This is a genomic window from Verrucomicrobiia bacterium, from assembly GCA_035495615.1.
GTDB lineage: Bacteria > Omnitrophota > Omnitrophia > Omnitrophales > Aquincolibacteriaceae > DATJFP01.
Map to the genome: position 1 here is coordinate 51,465 of DATJFP010000092.1, position 19,683 is coordinate 71,147.

General features: G+C 63.4%; 1 protein-coding gene (cut by a window edge). It reads right to left on the reverse strand.

Features of this window, described 5'->3' with window-relative positions; translation table 11 throughout:
* A protein-coding gene (locus VL688_11955; protein ID HTL48763.1) for a hypothetical protein crosses the window boundary here: on the reverse strand, positions 1-19,683 show its final stretch. 27,981 nt of this gene lie beyond the right edge of the window; only the last 19,683 of its 47,664 coding nucleotides appear in the window; its start codon lies beyond the right edge, outside the window; its stop codon occupies positions 1-3.

Consider the following 19,683-nt stretch of genomic DNA (forward strand, 5'->3'; position numbering starts at 1 on the left):
TTATGCCGAGGATTTGACCTGCATTTCCTCGAGCAAGGAATCGGTCAACGAAGCGGCGACGGCTTCGGCGACCAGCATGCCGCGGTTACCGTTCGGAGCCTTGGCCGCGTCAAAGACGTACGGCGGAATTTCCTTCAGACCCAAGATGGACAGGACGAGCGCGGTCTCGATCAGTTTACGGATGGCAAGATCGCGGTCCTTGGCTTCGGCCGCGGGATTGACGACAGCAAGACCGACGGCCAGTTTGCCGGCGTAGTCCGCGTTGACGGCCTGATACATGTCGGATTCGGCGCCCTGGACCATGATGGCCTGGTTGCCTTCGGCGGCGATCTCGGCATTGAGGTTGACCATCGTGCCGAGCTGATCCACGTTCGTGGCAAACCGCACGGTCTGCGTTCCGTAGTAGGCGGCCAGCTGCGCCCAGCGCGCGTCGAACTGCACGCCGGCGATGACCACTTGGTGGCGCCTGGCGAACATTTCGGTTTCGAGGGCCGGCATCGAGATCATCATGGCCTGCGCCGGGTGCACGCCGCCCATCGCGCCCTGGACATTCATCACCCAATCCGTGACGGTCAGGAGGCCGTCTTCCTTGGCCAGCGCTTCTTTGAGTTCCGCGCCCGTATGCTGCGTGGCCATACGGATGAGAAGCTCGATGTTTTCGCCGCGGCCCTGGAAGTAGTCGCGCGCGGCGGCGGACGTCTTCGGATCGTTCAGGATGCCTTCGATGTCGCCGAGCGTCGTCGAGTACGCGGCCAGTTCGTGCAGGACGTCGAACGCGTGAGAATTGTAGCCCAGCGTATCCAGCGAAGCGCGCAGCTGCGGGTTGGCGGCCAGGGCTTCGATCTTTGCATGCAGTAAGGCGTGCGTCTTTTCGTGGTTCAGGAAGATCCGCAGGTGCTGGGCGCGGATCGTGCGGTCCAGGCTTGTGTCCACGAAGCGTTCGGGCGTCACGACGATCTTGGTGCTGCCGTCTTCCATGTGGCGCGCATAACCCAGACGGCGGTTGTCCTGCGCGAGCAGCGTGTCTTCCGGGCGCTGCACGAAGAACATATGGATGTTGTCGGGATTCGTGCCGCGCAGCATGGAGAGCACTTCCTCCGGCGATTCGAAGGCCGCCGCGAGGACGTTTTCGAGTTCGGCAGTCTGTTCCGGCGTGAGGCCGAGGTCCTGGCCCGCGAGTACGCCTTCGAACGGGGCTTCGCGCAGTTCCGACTTCGGCGCGGCCGGCGCCGTTTCACGCAGCTCGCCGCGGATTTTCTTGAGCGCCTGAACAAGCGTATCCCCTTCGAGGCCGGCAAGATTGTCCAGCCATGTTTTCAGCTGGCCGGGCAATTCTTCGATGCCGGAGAAGAACTGGTCGGCGCCCGCCTGGATCGCAATGCCGTCGTTCAGGATCCGGTCCACGAGGCCCTTCATGAATTTCACTTCTTCGATCGCCGGCATCTGCTGGCTCTTGTCCGCGATGCGGTTGTACATGATCGGGACGAGGAGCGCCATGACGCGGGCGATCAGCGCGTTGACGTCGGCGCGCTCCGGAGCGGACGCGTCGAGGCTGGCAAGCAGCTGGTCGAGCGACTCCAGCGCGCCGAGCAGCTCTTTCGCGGAACGGTTCTGGTCCTTGCGGCTCTGGATTTCGTCGATCGTCCAGCGCAGGCCGTTCACGAGATCGGCGCGGCTGTTCGAGAAATCCACTTTCGGCATGAATTCGGACAGCTCGCGGAGCGAAACAGGATCGGCCTTGGCCATGCGTTCGTCCATCCAGGACTTGGGCTTGAACTCGATGATGACATGCCGGCTTCCGACCTTGGTGATGAACTGGAAGGCCTGGCCCTGGCGCGCGAGGCCGTTGTACTTTTCACGCGTCTCCTTGACATTGTCGCCGTCATAGATCTGGTCTTGCGGGTAAGTCGCTTCGTCGTCCAGGCGCTTGTCGCCGATCGGCAGGAGCTGGTAGCGCGTTTCGCCAAGGCCCGTGCCCGCATAGCCGTAAGCGCCTTCGGCGAGCTGGTAGATACCGTCATAATCACGCAGCGTATCGCCCATCACGCTGGAAGGCAGGACATCGTAAGTTCCCCTCGCGCTCCTCGGATGGATATGATAGAAGCCGCCGAGCTGATTCTTGGCGTAAACTTCGACCTGGTTGTGCTTCAAGCCGGTGGTCAGGATAAAGCGCTCGCGGCCCGTGGACGGGTCGATCTGGGCGCTGATCGCGAATTCGTACGGCATCTTCTTCATCATTTCCAGCTCGTCGCGCGTGGGCTTGGCCGAAAGCTCGACCACATAACGGCCGTTCGCACCGAGATCGCGGTGCAGCGCGCGCGTGGCCGAGGCCTGCGCGAGGACGTCGTCGCGGTCGAGCGCGGCCGCGGCGGCTTCCGCTTCCGCCTTCTCCTGATGGAGTTCCATGTAGCGTTCCGACAGCTGCTGCATCTGAGACGGATCCATCGTACGGGCCATCTCCGACAGCTGCTGCATTTCCTGATCGATTTCTTCGGGACGGTTCAGGATCTTGAGCTGTTTGGCCAGCTTCAGGCTGTCGTTCAGAACCTCGGCCAGCGAAACGGTTCCTTCCATGCCGAGGAACTTCACGTTGTAGGCGTGGACGCGAGGATTGACGCTGCCCGCTTCCCAGAGCGCGGCCATGGCCAGGATGCCGAGCTCCGTATCGTCGGAGCGCAGGAACTGGGCGATGAGGCCGAGCGCCCGCTGCAGGCGCGCATCCAGCTCGTCCTGCGTCGGAGGCGTGGGAGGAATTCCCGCGCCGGCCTTGCGTCCGTCATACTGCAGGGCGACGTCGATGATCTTGTCGAAGACCTTTCTCATGGTGCGGTTCTTGAACGCCACTTCATCAACGGAATCATTCGGCGCGTAATCCTGCAGCTCTTTGGCCAGCGCCTTGAGCTCGGTGCCGTCCGCGTCGTAATCCGCGTCCGCGGCGAGTTTCTCAGCGTAGGACTTGGTCTTGTTTTCGTAAGCGGCCATCACCGAAGGCTTGGCCGCGTCCGCGCCGATCTTGCTGTTGAAGGCCTGGCGGCTCGTTTCGATCTGCTGGCCGACGCGGATGACTTCGTCCGGCGTGAGATTCAGGAAGCCCGTGATGTCGGAGATCGTCTTGGCCGTGCGCGCGATGTACATGACCTGCGCCGGCGTCAGATAGCGTTCCAGGTAGCGCATGGCCGCGCGCATCTGCTTCATCTGGCGCAGTTTGTTCAGCTTGCGCTCTTCCAGGTTCTGCGACTTGAGGAAGTTCTGGTAAACGTCCGAACGTTCGACCTTCGCGTCGAGCGCCGACACCTTCGGGTCGACACCCTGCGTCACTTCGCCTCTGAGGCGCGCCATGTAAGCGTTCAGCTGGTTCTGCAGTTCTTGTTCCTGCTGCTCGTCCAGCTTGTCAGTCTTCAATTCCTTGAGCTTCATTTCACGGTACAGCTGCTGCCACTGGAACCGCTTGACGTTCTTTTCTTCATCGCGGTACTGGTCCATGGCGTACGAGAAGATCGGGCCGTTCTCCATGCTGTCTTCGTCGTAGGAGCGGCCGCTCTGCTGGATCTTGCGGATCAGGATCTGCACCGTGTACGCCTCGTTTTCGTCGAGCAGCGTGCGGTCGGCGGTGCTGTCCTTGCGCTTGCCGGTCGGATCGGTCGGATCGACGTAAGCCTGCTCTTTGCGCTGCGTGCCAAGGCCCAGGTCGATCATGTGGGTGGATTCGTGTTCGAGCGCTTCTTCTTCGTAACCCGCGATCGAGAAGATGTAACCGGACTTGCGGAACACATGTTCCTGGCCCTTGAACTTATCGGGACCGGAGACGACAGGAATGTTCTTGGTTTCGTCCGGACGCGTCGCGTTGGCCTGGCCGGTCGCCGACAGGAAGCCTTTTTCGCGCAGCCACTGCAGCGCGGCCTTGGGCACGGAGATTGAAATGACCGGGACGTCCGGCAGGCCGAAGATGTCCTGCCACACTTTCAGGAGCGGGTCGCTGCTCGCCATGCGGACGCTGACCTGGACGGGCCTGTCGGTGCCGGCCGCCTTTTTCAGGCCTTCCTTGTCGATCTTGGGCTTGTCGTAATAGTTGTTGAGGCCTTCGAGCACGTAATCCAGGGCCTTCTCGTATTCCTCGGCCGAGCTTCCGTCTTTCATCATGTTGCTGATCTCGAGCAGGTCAGCCTGCGATTCGCGCATGCGCTTGATCTTTTCGTAATAACGCACGACGTCCGCCTGGTCCAGCGGGCCTTTTTCGAACCGCTCCTGCAGGGTTTCCGCATTGATGCCTTTCACATAATCGTCTTTCAGGTCGTCGTCTTTTTCGCTGACGCGGTACTTCACTTTCAGCACCGAGGCCGCGGCCTGCGCCGACGCATCCGCCTGGACGGCCAGCCGCAGCAGGTTGAGGCCGACGAACTTGTAGCTGTCGTCGATCAGTTTGTCTTCCATCAGGAAGCTCTCGGCCATGTCGAGGAGGACAAGGCTGAGACCCTTTTTCAGCGCCTTCACGTCATCCGCGGCTTCCTGCTTCGCCGTGGCATCCGCCGCCGCGGCGCCGCGCGCTTCGGCCTGCTTGATCGCGGCTTCGTAAATCGACTTGAGCTGGACCATCGCGAGCGGCTTCGTCAGATCGATGTTCAGGGCCGCAAAATCCAGGCCCGTGCGGTTCAGCAGCGCGCCGCCGTCCTGGCCCGCAAGCGCTTCCAGCACCTGGGTCGTGGTCAGCGCGCCGGTATCGATGCGGGTGCCGCGGGCCGCGAGGAGCGGCACGATAAGCGCCAGCTTGTCCCCTTGCTCGGCGAGAGCTCCGGTAAGGCCGATCTTCGGCGCGACGAGCGACAGGAACAGCATGCGTTCGAACAGCGTGAGGTCGTAACGGTCCATGATGCCCGTGACTTCCAGCAGGTTGTCCGGACGGCTCACGCCTTCGGCGAGAGCGTTCATCTTGTAGAGGATCTTGGCGATCTCTTCCAGCTTCAGCTTGAGGATCGGCCAATGCCCGCGGATAGCGACGGTGAAAATGTCCCAGACGCCGCGCGGCACGAAGGCGAGATCAGGATCGAAGCGCACGAGGAGATCCGGAATGCTGCCCAGGTCCGGCGCCGTGGTCTTGTCGTCCAGCTGCTGGTGCTTGGCGGCCAGGAACGGCTGGTCGATCGCAAAGAGATTGCCCGGCCGCAGGTTGTCTTCGAAATACGCCGCTTCGATCTCGCGGCGGCTCTTGCCCGTGCGCTTCTGCGTGTTTTCGACGTAGGCATTCAGGCGGAAGTGGTCGTAACGGCGCGCCGTGCGGATCTGGTTGTCCAGGGCCTGGCCCGTCTTGATCTGCAGGTCGTCCTGGTCGAGCAGCTTGCCGAGGCGCGCGTACGCGTCCTGCTGCAGCTTCATCAGGACTTCGAGATTATTCTCGTCAAATCCTTTTTCTTTGTTCAGACCCAGGCTCTTGGCCGCATCCAGCGCGCGTTTCTTGTCGCGGTTCACGTCCTTCTCGGAGACGTACGGCGACGGCTTGCCGAGCGCCTTCGCCTGTTCGATTTCCCGCTGGATCTTGGGATCTTTGTAGTCCACGGCGCTCTTCTGCAGCGCCACCAGCGTGTCGAGCGCCTGCTTCGCGCGGACCGCGTTGAGAAGGTCGACGAGCGCCTCTTCGACCGCTTCGACGCGGGCGTGGTCGCCGGCGGCCGTGGCCGCGTCATGTTCGGCGCGCAGCTTCATCATTTTGAGGTCGAACGCCGTTTCCTGGCTCGGTTCCTGGAAGCCTTCGGCGCCGGCCTTGTAGAGGTCGGACCAGGCCTGGTCGATCTCGTTACGCGTGAGCGGCGAGAACAGGCGTCCGAAGAAGCTGGTCTTGCGGTCCAGCGCCTCGGCCTTGTTCAGGAGGTACTCGCGCACTTCTTTTTCCGTGCGCTGGCTCTGTTCGACGAGCGTCTGCACGGCCTTTTCCTGGCGGACCAGGTAGTACAGCGCGTCGAGCGACAGGTCGACGAGCGCGTCCATGCCATAGCCCGCGACGGCGCGGCGCAGGTCGTCCCGGAAGTTCAGCGATTCGTCCTGGGCCAGGAGGTCGACCACCGACAGGAACAGGTTGTGCTGATACGCATCGACCTGGCCGGGCGTGGCGCCCCGCAGGAACGCGGGCTTGAGTTCGTGAATGTCGGAGAGCTTGAAGCCCTTCAGCGTGGCGCGCAGGCTTTCGAGGGCTTTCTGCTGCTGGCGTTCGTACTTGGCCTTGGCCTTCTCGAGGCTCGCCTTTTCGCGGTCGATTTCTTCGCCGGTCGCCGTGGCAAAACCGCGCTCGGACTTGCGCAGCGCGATCTTCTGCAGCTCGATCTCCGCGGACCGCAGGCTGTCGCGCTGCTGGGACAGGCGCGTGTAGAGCTGACGGACAGGCTTGGGCATGTCGGAACGGGCGTTCTTCAGGGCGATCTGCGCGATGCGGCCGGCCGGGCTCAGTTCGCCGTAGCCGTCGCCGTAGATGTCGAAGAGGAGCTTCGAGTCCACTTTGCTTTCGATTTCTTCGCCGGTCAGACCGACGTTCTCGAGATGGCGGACCACGTTGAGCAGCTGGTTCAGGCCGCGGCGGTCGTAGCTGGTGAAGTCAACGAAGCCGCGGTCGGAAAGTTCCAGCGCGATGCGGTAAAGTTCGCGGTCATCTCCGTCGTCCCAGTGGAAGCCGAGCTTGCGCAGGCTGTTCTTCTGATAGTCGGACAGGTTCTGCAGGTCTTCGATGGTCCGCGTGAACGCCTGGCCTTTACGGGTCAATTCGTAATGACTCTGCTCGACCGTCTCGCCGTTCCTGACGTCGGTAACCTCGCGTTTCTGCTCGCTGACAAGGCCGCGGCTCTCCAGGTTTTCAGCCACGGCTTTCGCGGCTTCGGCCTGGTTGTTGCCCAGATGCGCGATCGCGCGGTTGGCGTCGGCCAGGTTCGCGGACTTCACTTTGATTTCCTGATGACGTTCCACGGCTTCGGCATTGATGACCATCTTCTCCAGGTTCTTGGCCAGGCGGACCGTATCCACCAGGTTGTTGGTCGTGGACAGGCTTTCCTTTTCGACGCGCAGGCCCGGCGCGACGCTTTCTCCGATATTCAGGTCGCGGAGGATCTGGATGCCGCGGTCGCTGAACCGGACCGAGCACGAGGAGCACGATTCGCTGAGCTCGACCAGCAGGCCGCGCAGTTCGGTCTTCGACACGTCGGCAAGCAGGGCTTTCAGCGCCGGGTTCTGCTCGGCGAGGAGCGCCAGCGTGCGGAACGTGCTTTCCGAACGCGCCACATTGTCTTCGTGACTGGCCAGGACGTCGCGCTGCTGGCCCTTGATGATCTGCTCGAGAAGCGCCTTCAGGGCCGATTCCGCGGTGGCCGGCGAATTAAGGGCGGACTCGGAATTCGCGAACAGGTTCTTGATCTGGCCTTCGAGCGCGACTTTGTTCGCGTCCACCGTCGAGCCGAACAGCAGCTCCTTCTTGGCCGCGTCGATTTCCGCGAGGAAGCCCTTGATCATGTCCATCGGATCATCGCTGTTCTTGGCGAAGTCGTGGATGTCGGTTTCCATGGCGTTCAGGTCCATCGCCTCATTATTCAGCGCCAGCATGTTGCGGTAGCCGGCGAGGTAGGCCTCGCGCATGGAGTTGAGTTCGCCCAGGACGCGCGACTGCATCTGCTCGCCGCCGGTCAGGTATCCCTTTTCCTGGAAGTCGAAGTTCACGTCGTCGTCCTGCGCCTCGCGGTTCTGCCAGTCGGTATAGAAATCGTTGATCGCCTGGTGGACCTTGGCTTTGGCCTTGTAATCCTCGCTGAACTGGAAGCCGTGCTCTTCCATGCGCTGCAGTTCGGCCAGCGCGCTCTTGAGCTCGACGCGCCATGCGGTCACCATCCGGCGGGCCTCGTCACCCCGGGCCGTATTGTCGCGGCCGGCCAGGCTCGAGTAGTTCTGGATGTTCTTGGAGAGCTCCTTGATGTCCTCGACCAGCTGCTTCTGCCGGTCTTCGAACGCCTTCCGCTCCTGTTTTTCCATCTGGGCGAGCTCGCCCTTCAAGCCGTTCAGCATGGACTGCGCGATTTCGTGGCCGCGGTCTTTCAGCGTTTCGCCGACCTTGTGCAGCAGCGAGCCGGACACGTCGTTCTTGATGTAGTTCCACGCCGACACCATCATGAACCATTCGATCTCGGTCAAAGTGTCCTTCATTTCGAGGCGCTCGATCAGGTTCAGCGTCAGGCGGAATTCGTTTTCTTTCATTTCTTCCTGGTACTTTTTCAGCGTGATCTTGCCGCGGTTCAGATCCTTCAGGAGGCCGGCCTCGAACTGGGCCAGGACTTCCTGCATGGCGCCCTTGAAGCTGTTGTTGCGCTCGTGGATGTCCATCTCGATCGAATTGCGGATGGCCTGGAAATCCTTGGTCGGGAGCAGCACCTGGCGATGGCCGATTTCACCCTTGCCGCGGACGATGCGGCCGAGGATCTGCATCATTTCGCGGAAGCCGCGGCTCGCGGACTTGATGGTCAGCGACCACTTGCCCTGGAAGTCGACGCCCTGCTGCGTGTCCTGGATGTTGTTGGTGACGACGAGCGACGGCGTGCCCAGCGACGCGGCCACGCGCGCGACCGTCGGGATGAGTTCGCTGAAGGCCACGGCGTCGACCGCGAACATGTAGCTCTTGTTTTTGTCGGTCAGCTTCGGAAGCGCTTCGAGCTCCTGCTGGTCCTTCTGCGTGGCCTCGAGGATCATGTCCGTCTTCTTCTTGAGGTTGTCCTGAATTTCCTGGTAACGCTGGCTGCTCCACACGTTGTCGCCCAGCTGCCGTTCGAGCTGCGTGGCCTCTTTCTGGAGGCGTTCGAACAGGCCGATGACCGACTTGACGTTCTTGCCCACATCGACTTCGATATACGTGCGGCCGCCGTTGTCCTTTTCCGCCTTGAAGCTTTCGAGGACCTTCGAATACTCCGTGTGGTCTTCCACGAACATCAGATGGGCCCAGCCCTTCTCGAGGTATGCCCGGCCGATTTCCAGCATCTTGGCCACGCCGTTTTCTTCGTCGACGAACATGAGGTTCTTGGCGTTGGCCCTGCCGATCTCGTCGTTCTTCTTCGTGGCTTCCGCGGCTTCGGATTTCGCGATGAGCTGCTTCACGTCATTGGCCGTGATGTCTTCGGCATAGGTCCAGGCCGCGCTGATGACATTGCCTTCGTTGTCGCGCTCCTCGCCCTGCTGCATGCGCGAACGGTCGCGCGCCACGGTGTGCACGCCCATCAGGATGGACGACAGCGGGCTGTAAGTCGCGGTGCTGCCCGCGCGGCGGATGTGGCGGCGCAGGAGCAGCTCGCCTTCCGCGGTCTGGGTCACGGTGATGTGGTTGTTGAGGTTCAGGATGCCCTGGTTCTTCCCGTTGTTTTCCTGCGGGATGTCGCTCATGCGGATAAGGTCGCGGCCGTAGCGGCCTTCGACGACCAGGTATTCCGCGCCATTGATCTGCACGCGCTCCAGCGTCACGTTCGACGCCGTGTTGGTGATTTCCGCGTGCGCGCCCACCTGGACTTCCGTACGGCCGGTGATGTCGGCGATCTCGATCCGCGTGACGTTCTTATTCGCCTTGTCGATGATGCGCTTGATCAAGCTCATCTGCGTGGAGGTCGCCTGCGTCAGCGAATTCTCGAGCTCGTGCTCCTTGACCATCTTGTCGTTGACTTCGGCCAGCTCGCCGCGAAGGACGTTGATTTCGCGGATGCGCGCCTGGATGTCGTCGCGCTGCGCGGCATCCGCGGTGGTGAGCAGCTGCTTCTCGAGGTTCTCTTTCTCGGTTTCGATTTCCGCGAGGTTGCGGCCCTGGATCTTCTCCAGACGAGCTTCCTTTTCCTTGATCTTGTCCGCGTTCGCAGCCGCGTCGGTCTTCAGTTTTTCCAGGTCGCCCTTGAGCGCCGTAACTTCATCCGTAAGCTTCGCGGCCTTCTTCGCCAGCACCTCGTTGCTGATGAACGACAGGACGAGCTTCGTCACGCGGCCGCTGAAATTCGTGGACTGGATCTTACCGTTCTCTTTCGGGTGCAGCTCGCCGTATTCGTTCGTTTCGAAGTGCTTGGCATACTGCATGCCGAGCGCGCGGACCGCTTCCTTGACTTCTGAGGCCCGGAATTCGCCGGACACGATGCGCTCTTTCACGCGCTCCTTCAGGGCCTTGGACATGTACACTTCCGCGTCCTTGTCGGTGCCTTCGACGATCAGCTGCGCGTTTCCGAATTTGTCCGCGATGTCGAGCAGCCGCTTGGCCTCGCGGTTGTCTTTGGCGACCAGAAGCGCGTTCTTGTTGGCAATGCCGTTTTCGTCGTAGGTCACGCCGAGCATCGTATACAGCTCGCGGATCTTGTTGATGTATTCCTCGGCGTTTACGGTCGCGTTCTTCGTGTCGGACAGGATGTACTGCGTGATTTCCGCCTGGAACTTATCGATTTCTTCGATGCCCCACGAATCCAGTTTCGCCATCAGGAGCTCGAGGATCGCGGGCTGGTCCTGGAGGGTAATCAGCGCGAAACCGACCTGGTCCGGGGCGATGACCTTGATGGCCTCGTCGTTTCTGAGCGCCGCTTCCAGCTTTTCGAAATCGCGCGCGACCAGGAGCTTCTGGATGTCGATCAGTTCGCCCGCGCCGAAGAGCCGGACCAGTTCCTGGTTCGGGACGCTGACGCGGAGGTCGTTCGGGCCTTTGATGCCGGCTTTGCCGTTGGCGAAGTCCGCGCCCTTGGTTTCGGTTTCCGCCAGGATCACGCTGCCCGAGACTTCGCTGTTCTGCCGCGCGAGCGCGATTTCCGTGGACGCCTTGACCATGGCCACCATGTTCTTACCGACGGCGGTCTTACCATTGCCGATTTCTTCCATCAGGAAGTCGCCGATGATGCCCTTCTGCACGGCGCGCAGGTCGAAGCGGTAAGCGCTGTCCGCGCGGACCTTATCCGCCGCGGCCTGGGCTTCTCTGGCGGCCTGATCCTTGTCGTGCGTCCGGCCTTCGACTTCTTCGTACGTCTTGCGGTAAGTCTCGCGCATGAATTCGATCAGCAGCCGGTGTCCGAAAATCTTGTTGTGATAAACCAGCAGGGATTCGCGGTCGAGCTTGTAACCGTCACCCAGGCGCGCCTTGACGCCTTCGACAAAGGCCTTGTACACCGCGGCGCCGTCGATCGTGCCGTTCTTGAAGTAGTCCTGCAGCAGCCGGCCCGCCTGGCCCGCGGTCAATTCCATTTCGGCCTGGAGGTCGAAGATGCCGTACTTGATGTCCTGGGCGACGTTCGGATTGGCGCCCGTGAATTCCGCAATGGCTTTGTCCGCATACGCGTGCAGCTGCGCGCGCTGATCGGCGTCCAGGCTGTTGTTGGCGAGCGCCCTCGAAAGCACGGTCAGCGTGGCTGTATCGTTGCGCAGGCTCGACGGCATGCTGAAGGCGACATCGACGATGGCCTGCAGCGCGGCGAGATCCTTCGTTTCATAGGCTTCCTTGCGCAGGGCCGAGAGCTCGCCCTTTTCGAGCTGCTCGATCTGGTCTTCGAGCTGCTCTTCTTTCATCGAGAGCGACGGATCGCGCAGGCGCATCGGCATGCCGCGCACGACCGCGAGCTGGCTGCGGAGATCTTCCATCTTCACGAGCGCTTCCTGGAAACGGAAGGCCAGGCTGCCCGCGGCGGGCGCCGTCTTGAGCGGGCTTGCGGTCGGGGCCTGAGCGCTCTGGAATTCTTCGAGCGCCGCGGCGCGCGCAGGTTCCGGGGCCTTGGCCGCTTTCTTCGCTTCGGCCGCTTCTTTGGCGGTCGGCGTGGCCTTGGCGCTTTCGGCCGGGGCCTTGGCGGCTTCCCGGGCGGCCGCGGCTTCAGTGCGCGTGGCTTCCAGGCGGCCGAGGCGGGCCTGTTCCGAGATCTCGAAGCGCATCAGCATGGCTTCGCCGGCGAGCTCGGCGCGGCTCAGCTCGATCTGGCGGAGCGCCATGAACAGGTCCTGCGCCGTGGCGTTGGCCAGCGTGATTTCCGTGCCGTCGCGCGCCTTCAGGTTTTCGAGCGCCGCCATCAGGCCGTGCGCGATCATCATGCGCTGCGCCCGGACCCGCGCGGAAACGCCGGCCGGCACCAGGATGTTGAAGAGCGGATGGCCGCGGAAGCTGTTGAAACCGAACGGCATGAATCCGAACATTCCGAGCGCGGCCGTCTGGTACGGCACGTCGCCCTGCACGTAATTGCCGAGGAATGCGAAGGCGTCGTTGAACGGTACGCCGTGGAAGGTGCCGAGCGCGGCCAGGGCCGCGACGATGCCGATGAAGCCGAGGCTGACGACAGCCGCGGCGCGCGCGAACTTCGCCAGCGGCGAGCGCGAGGCGCGGACCGGCGTTCCGAGAACGTCGGCCAGGTCTTCGACCATGTCTTTATACTGCGTTTCGTTCAGTGAGCGGCCGTCCGCCGACAGGTTCAGGCGCTGTTCGACGTCGGCGACCGCATCCAGGATCCGGTCCTTGGTCTGGCGTGTCGTTTCGAGCTGGCTGGCCAGGACTTTCAGAGTCGCCTGGTGCTGCGCGATCTGGCTGAGGAGCGACGAGCTCAGGAAGCGCGCGTTGACCGTGCCGAGAAGCGCCTGGATCTGATCGACGTACACCTGCGCGTTCGCGACGTCCATGCGGTTCAGCGCGGCGATGAGCGCCGACATCAGGAGATCGATATTGAGGACCATGAGCGAGTGCGTCTGTTCCTGCGCCCACGGATTGGCGGCATTCGTCTGAAGGGCCTGGATGCGCTGGCCGAGGTCCTGCAGGTCCTGGCGGAACTTCGCCAGCCGCGCGATGCCTTCCTGCGTATTCATCTTGTTCGCTTCGATCGCTTTTTTCAGGCCCGCGTATTCGGTCCTGTAACCGTCGAGCTTGGTGAGGACATCAAATTCTTCGGTGGCGCGCGTCTGGGCATCGGCCTGCGTGGCGTAGGTTTCAACCGTGATGCCGTTGATCGTGACCGCGTAGATCGAGCCGCCGTTGGAGAGCTGACGTTCTTCGACCACGACCGCGTCGCGGCCGAGCGTCTGTTTGGAAACTTCTTTGGAAGAGACCGTCACGGGGGCGGCCGGCGCCGAGGTGCCTGACAGCGCGGGCGCGGCCTGGGCTTCGAGCTGGGCCTGGCGCGCGGCGGCGAGATCGGTCTGGGCCTGGTGCAGTTCCTGTTGCGCATCCGCATAGGCTTTTTCCGCGGCGATGACTTCAGGCGATTTCACTTTCGCTTCGGCCTGCGCTTCCGTGCGCGCCTGGACCTGCGCCACGGCATTTTCCGCGACGCTCGGGGCTTTGGCGCCCTGCTCCACGGCCATGACCAGGCGGAGCGAGCGGCCCACGAGATACGCCGCGAAGATCTGGATGCCGAGAACAGCCGGCAATCCGATCGGCGCCAGCACGGTGAGGCCGAGAACCGGCGCGGCCACCATGAGGACGGCGGAGGTGAATCCGCCGAGGACGCCTGCGGCCCACGGGCCGATGACGGCCGACACCATCCGGCCGATGAACGACGTAGGCTCGGCGCTCATCTTGCCGAAGAGCAGCGTGCCGATGCGTTCCATCCAGGCGCCGAAGACTTGGCCCGTGGTCGGGGCCGAAGACGCGGCGACGCGTTCCGCTTCGCGGATCGTCTGGGGCGCGGCGGCTTCTTCGGCCTGCGGTCCGGCGCGCGTCTGCGCGTTCGCACGGATCGCGGCGATGACTTTCACGGCCCAGATGAAGAGCGAGACGCCGCCCAGGATCGCGGCCTGGATCGCGGGCGCGAACGGGAGAATCGCCGCAACCACGCCGAAGCCGGTGGCGGCCAGAGCAATCGCGGTGCCCCAGATGATCGTATTCGTCCAGAGGTTGAAGCGCTTGGTCTGCGCGTTATTCTTGTTTTCCAGGTCGATGTTGGCGCCGAAGCGGTTGAGAAGCGCCGCGAGCGGAGCCTTCACCCAGGAAACCGAGGTCTTGAGAATGAAGGCCGAAAGGACCGTGATGACGCCCGGGATGCCGAAGACCGCCAGGAGGCCGCTCACGAACAGGTAACCCAGGCCGCCGACCAGGCCGACCGTGAGCAGCTGCGCCGTGATGTCCTTGAGAACGCCGAAGAAGCCTTTTTCTTCGGCTGCCTGTTTATTGAGGCCGAGGGTGGACTCGGAGAAGATCAGCGCGAACAGGCCCGGCAGCACGAGATTGATAAGGGCTCCGATCACCGGCGCCTTCTCGACCACCTTGAAGACGAACCATTCCTGGACCGCGTGCATGCGCTTGGCAAAGCGGCCGAAGGAGGTCGCCTCGCCTTTCTGCGCGAGGATCTGTTCCTGGATCACTTCGGCCACGGCCTCGAGGACTTCCAGGATGTTGAAGCCGTCGGCGTTCATCACCTGCTCGGCCACCTTCTGGAGCAGCTCGAGCAGCTTGGTCCGGTCGGCGCCGATCTGCGCGGCCAGGAAGTCGATCACCGCGCGGACGACGGCCAGCACGCGCAGCTTCGTCTGCTTGGCCTGGATGTCCATGGCCTTCTGGTAGTCCGCGCTCGAAATGCCGAGCAGGCCGTGCGTGTATTTCAGGATGAAGGACGCGATGCGGCCCACGATCGAGGACAGGAACTGCACCAGAATCGAGCGCGAGTTCGTGGCCGGCGTCATGAGGTAATTCAGGAGGCGCAGGATCGCGTTCTGCAGCCAGCCGAGCAGGCCGTTTTCGGACTTGAGCAGCTCGCTCTTTTCCTGCGCCATGTCTTCGGTCGCCTGGTTGACCGCGTCCATGACGTCCTGCGCCGAAGCGTTCTGGTCGATCGTGATGCCGAGTTCCTGGGCCACGGCACGGGTCGCGCCGTCCGCGACTTCCTGCGCCGTGACGTCCGGCTGGCTGGCGATGAGTTCCGAAATCGTCTGGAGGATCTTGCCCGCCGCCTTCTTCTCGTCTTTCAGGTTTTCAGAATCCTGGAGCGCCACGTTCTTGAACGCTTCCGTGACCTTGTCGGTGCGCTGCTCGCTCGCAGCCTGTTCCGCCGCCGTCTTCGGCAGCTCGGTCCGGGCCGGCGCGTTCAGCTTGCCGCCGTTCAGCACGGTCTCGATGGCGTCTTCCACGCGGCCCAGCGAATTTTCCAGCGCGCGGACTTCCGGCGTGGTCTCGGCGTACTGGGCGATCATGCCTTTCAGGCCGGCTTCATCCACGTGTCCGGCGTCGATGAGGTCGGTCAGCCGCGCCGCTTCCTGCACCGAGATCTGGCCGCCGCTGCGGGCTTCTTTGACAAGGTCTCTGAGGAACGCGATGCTGCGCAGCGATTCCTTTTGCTTCTCGCTCATCGGGGCCTGCTCGACGGCCTTGGCGCGGGCTTCCTCGATCTTCTTCTGGGCTTCTTCAAAGGACTTCATCGCGCCCTGAGCCGTGGCATTGGCGGCCGCGAGCCTCTTCTCGGCTTCGGCCAGCCGCAGCTGCGCCTGAGTCTGGGCTTCGGCCAGGCGCGCCTTTTCCTTCTCGCCGTAACCGGCTTCGGCCTTGTCCGCATCGGAAATCGGAGCGGCGGCTTCTTCCAGCGCTTTTTCCGCGGCATAGCGGCTCTCGAGCGCGGCCTGGAGGTCGGCCTCGGCCTTTTGCACCTGGATCAGCGCGGCGGCCTTGGCATCCGCGTCGCCGATCGCGAGTTTTTCCTGGGCCTGACGCAGGGCCTCGCGCGCCGTTTCTTCCGCGGTCTTCGCTTCCTGCACGCGGTTGACCAGGCCTGCGCGGGCTTCGACTTTTTCCGCTTCCTTGGCCTTGGCTTCCGCGTCGGCCTTGGCTTTTTCGGCCTGGGCCCGCAGCGTGTAGGCTTCCTGCGCGGCCGCGAGCATCTGATAGTACGGCGTATTCTGGACTTCGAAATCAAGGCCCGCGAGCTCGAGCTTCGACAGCGCCTTCAGGAGCGCCACGCGGCGTCCTTCGGTCATCTGGCCGAAGCGGACCAGGTCGCCCAGCATCGCCGCCGCCTCGTCTTCGGTGTTCAGGTTGTGATGGGACAATTCGTGGCTGAGCGCGAAATCGAGGATCGCCATGATTTCGCGCGCGCTGAGCTTGGTCGTGCGCAGCAGGTCCGCATTGAAAGAGAACGTCGCCGTCGTGTTGTCGGCGCTCAGCGCGACGCCCGCGACCTGCGTGGTTTCTTTGAGGAGCCGGATCTGGACCTTCTGGAGGTCCGGCTGCATGCGCTGGGCCGCGAGAAGTTCCGTGGCGATCAGCCGCACGAGGCGTTCCTGCAGGACGCGGTAAGTGTCGTTGTCGATGCCCGCAAACAGCACGCCGAAGACTCCGGCCAGTTCGGCGCGGAGGATTTCCCAGAGTTCCGCCTGGCTCTTCGCGGCTGAGGCAAGCTGCACGTCGATCGAGATCAGGCCGTTTTCGATCGTCACCAGCTGCGCGTTCTCGACCGAGGTCATGGAGTCGCCCAGCAGGTTCTGGCCTTCGAAGGTGCGCGCGCCCTTCGCGGCAGCCTTCATGCTGATCGGGAACGCGGCCATGCCGTGATGACCGCCGGTTCCGTCCACGGCCTGGCGGAAGAAGTCCGCGATCTTGGCGATAACGGCTTTCTGACCGTCATCCATTTCCCCGGTGAAGAAGATATCCTTCAAGCTGTCTTCCACGGCTTTCTGCGCGGCCGCCTGCTCTTCCTGCCTCAGTTTCTGCTGCTCGGCGGCGCTTTTCTTCATGTCATCGATCATCTGACGGATGCCGACCACGTTCTGCGTGAACGGAGCCGTGTCGGAGATCATGTCCCCGATCATGCCCTGGGCTTCCGCGCGGGCCTCAGCCTCGAGTTCGTCCGTGATTTCCGCGGCTTCGCTCATCTGCTGCAGGAGCACCTGGGCGAGTTCGGCTTCGAGCGCGGCGATGGTTTCAGCGCGCTGCTGCTGATGCGCTTTCGCCTGCTCGGCCGTGATCGTCACCGTGACGCGGCCGGACTTGATCTCGACCTGGCCGTTACGGATCGCTTCCTGCAGGGTCTCGTTCGACGCTTCCGTCAGGAGGCGCGCGGCCAGTTCTTTCTTGAAGGTTTCGATGCGGGCCGCGGTTTCCGCCTGGCGGGCCCGGGCTTCGAGGATCCGGTTCTCGGCTTCCAGGACCGCGCCGCGGTATTCCGCCTTGTGCGCTTCGTCCATGGCCGCGTAGCGCTGGAGATTGGCTGCGACGGCACGGACCGCGTCTTCCACGTTCGCGCCGGCGGCCGCGCGGTCGAGCGAAAGGATGAAGATGTCGATTTCAGCCTGCGTCATTTCCGAGAGATCCTGCAGCAGCTCGACGCGTTCGTTGACGTCCATGCCGTGGGCTTCGGCCAGCGCGTCCACGAACCGCTGCGCCGCGGCCTTGCGGGACTCGCTCGCTTTGGCCACGACCGCCTGTCCGGCGCTCGCGACGCGTTCCTTGTTTTCCTGGGCCAGCGCCGCGGCTTTGAGTCGCGCTTCGTGCTCGGCCTTGACCTGCGCCAGCCGCTGGGCGCGCTGGTCGACGGCGGCCTGATGCGCCTGCTGGGCCTGGGCCGCGCGCGTGGCGTAAGCCGCGCTGCGCGCCGTGAGGTCCGCGACCGTGGCTTCGAGCGTCTGGATCTGCAGCGTGAACTGCGCGGCTTCGGAATTGCGGTCGGCCTGCAGCTTGCGGACCTTGTTTTCAAGATCCTCCTGTTCCTTGCTGAGCGACTGCAGGGCTTCTCCGCTCATGAAGCGCTGCATGCGTTCGAGCTTGTCGGCTTCCGTCATATTGATAAGGGCCTGAAGCTCCGCTTGCGCGGCCGCGATCTGCTTGTCCAGGTTCTCGAGCCGGGTCTGCTGAGCGGCACGCGCCTGGACAAGCTCATTCTGGGCGCTGGTCAGCGCGTTGGCAAACGTCAGGTTTTCACGCTGCGCGCGGAGCGCCGTGAGATCGCTCTGTATCTGGCGGATCTCGTCACGGTTTTCGAGGGCCGCCGCATAATCGGCCTGCAGGGTCGCAAGCTGCGATTCCAGGCCCGCGATCTGCTGGTCAAGCTCCTCAACGCGGTCCTCAAAACCGCTCAGTTCCGTGCCCATCAGTTCCGCCTGGTCTCTCAGGCCGCGGATCTGCTCGAGCTCCGCGAGCTCGGCCGCGAACACCGTTTCGCCGCTCTGTCCCGCTTCCGTGACAACGGCAAGGCCGCTCGCCAGTTCCGCGAGGTCGCCTTCGCTCAGGTTCATGAGCCGCTGCATGAGGTTCGCATTGGCCGCGATGGCCGCGATCCACGTGTTCAGCATGGCCTGGGCCTGGGCATCGAGGCGTCCGAAGGAGTCGAGGAACTGCACGGCCGCGCGCTGGAAGTTCTGCAGCGCCTGCAGCTTGGCCTGCGCGGCCGCGGTCGTGCCGAGGATCTGCTGGAATTGGCCGGCCAGGTGCGCCTGCAGGCCCGCTCCGAGAACCGCGAATCTTGCCGCGAGCGCGGCCAGGGCATCGAGCGCCTGCAGCTGCGCCGCGTGATCCAGCCCGCTGTCGGCCGCGGCAATCAGTTCCGCGATCTGGGCGATGACGCTCTTCATGGCATCCGGGAAGCTCTGGAACGCGGCGATGACGGACGCCTTCTTATTATTAAGCTCGGTCGCGCGGGCCTTCGCATCCAGTTCCGCCGGCGAAACATTGATGGCGGCCTGCACCGCGGCCGTATCCGTGGCCTTACCGAGGCTCGCGAGGAATTCTTCCTGGTGTTCGGCGCTCATGGCCTGGAACTCGGCGATCTTCGCGAGCACCGCGTTGACCGCCGCGACAGGGTCCGCCGCCTTAAGCGCATCCTGCAGCGCGCCCATGAAGGCATCCAGCACTCTCGCATCGAGATTCGCCAGAAGATTGAGCATGTTCACGCGCTCGGTCACGTCGATGTTGAGGTTGCGGATCGCTTCGGCCGCGCGCTGCGCCGCGTCTTTGGCCGTCGCCTTCGCGACGAGACGGCCTTCGGCTTCCGTCACGGAAGCGGTTTCTTTCGCTTTTCTTTCCTGCTCGCTCTTGGCGGCCTGGTAATCGGCCTGGCGTCCGGCAAGGCGCTGAGCGCGGGCCTGGACCGCGGCCTGCACGCTGGCGCCGGCCTGGGCCGCGGCAACGCGTCCGCTCACCTGCTCGCCGAGCGCGGTCAGGCGGCTGACTTCGAGCGTCTGGGCCGCGATTTCGCCGGTCAGGCGCGCTTCTTCGCTCGTGCGCAGCGCCTGGAGATTTGCGATCTCGGCTTCGAGCTGGCGTTCGGTGCGGCGGAATTCCATCAGGTCGACCTGGCCGCTCTGGATTTCGGCCTGCCAGGCGATCTGCTGTTCGGGCGTCAGGTCCTGGCGGCGGTGCGAGCGGAGGTCGGCTTCCGCGGCCGCGATCTGATCGGAGATGTCCTTAAGGCGCTGCGGCAATTCCTGGCGGAGCTGTTCGAGGCGGGCCTGCGCGGCCTGCAGCGCCTGGCTCTGAGACAGGGATTCACGTTCGGCGCGTTTGGAATTCAAGTCGCTGGCGATCGAGCGCAGCTGAGACAAGCCGTCCGGGCTGTTGGCGACGCTCGGGTCGCTCTGGATCGAAGTGCGTTCGGCTTCGAGCGCCGCGATTTCTTTATCAAGCTGCTCGATGCGGGCCGCGATGTTCTCAACCGTCTGCTGGGCCTGCGCCTGGCGGCGTTCGAGCGCGCGCAGGTTCAGGATGTCGCGCATTTCGCGGGCGAGCGCGCCGAGCGAGTGGTCGTTGAGGCCGTCCGCGACTTT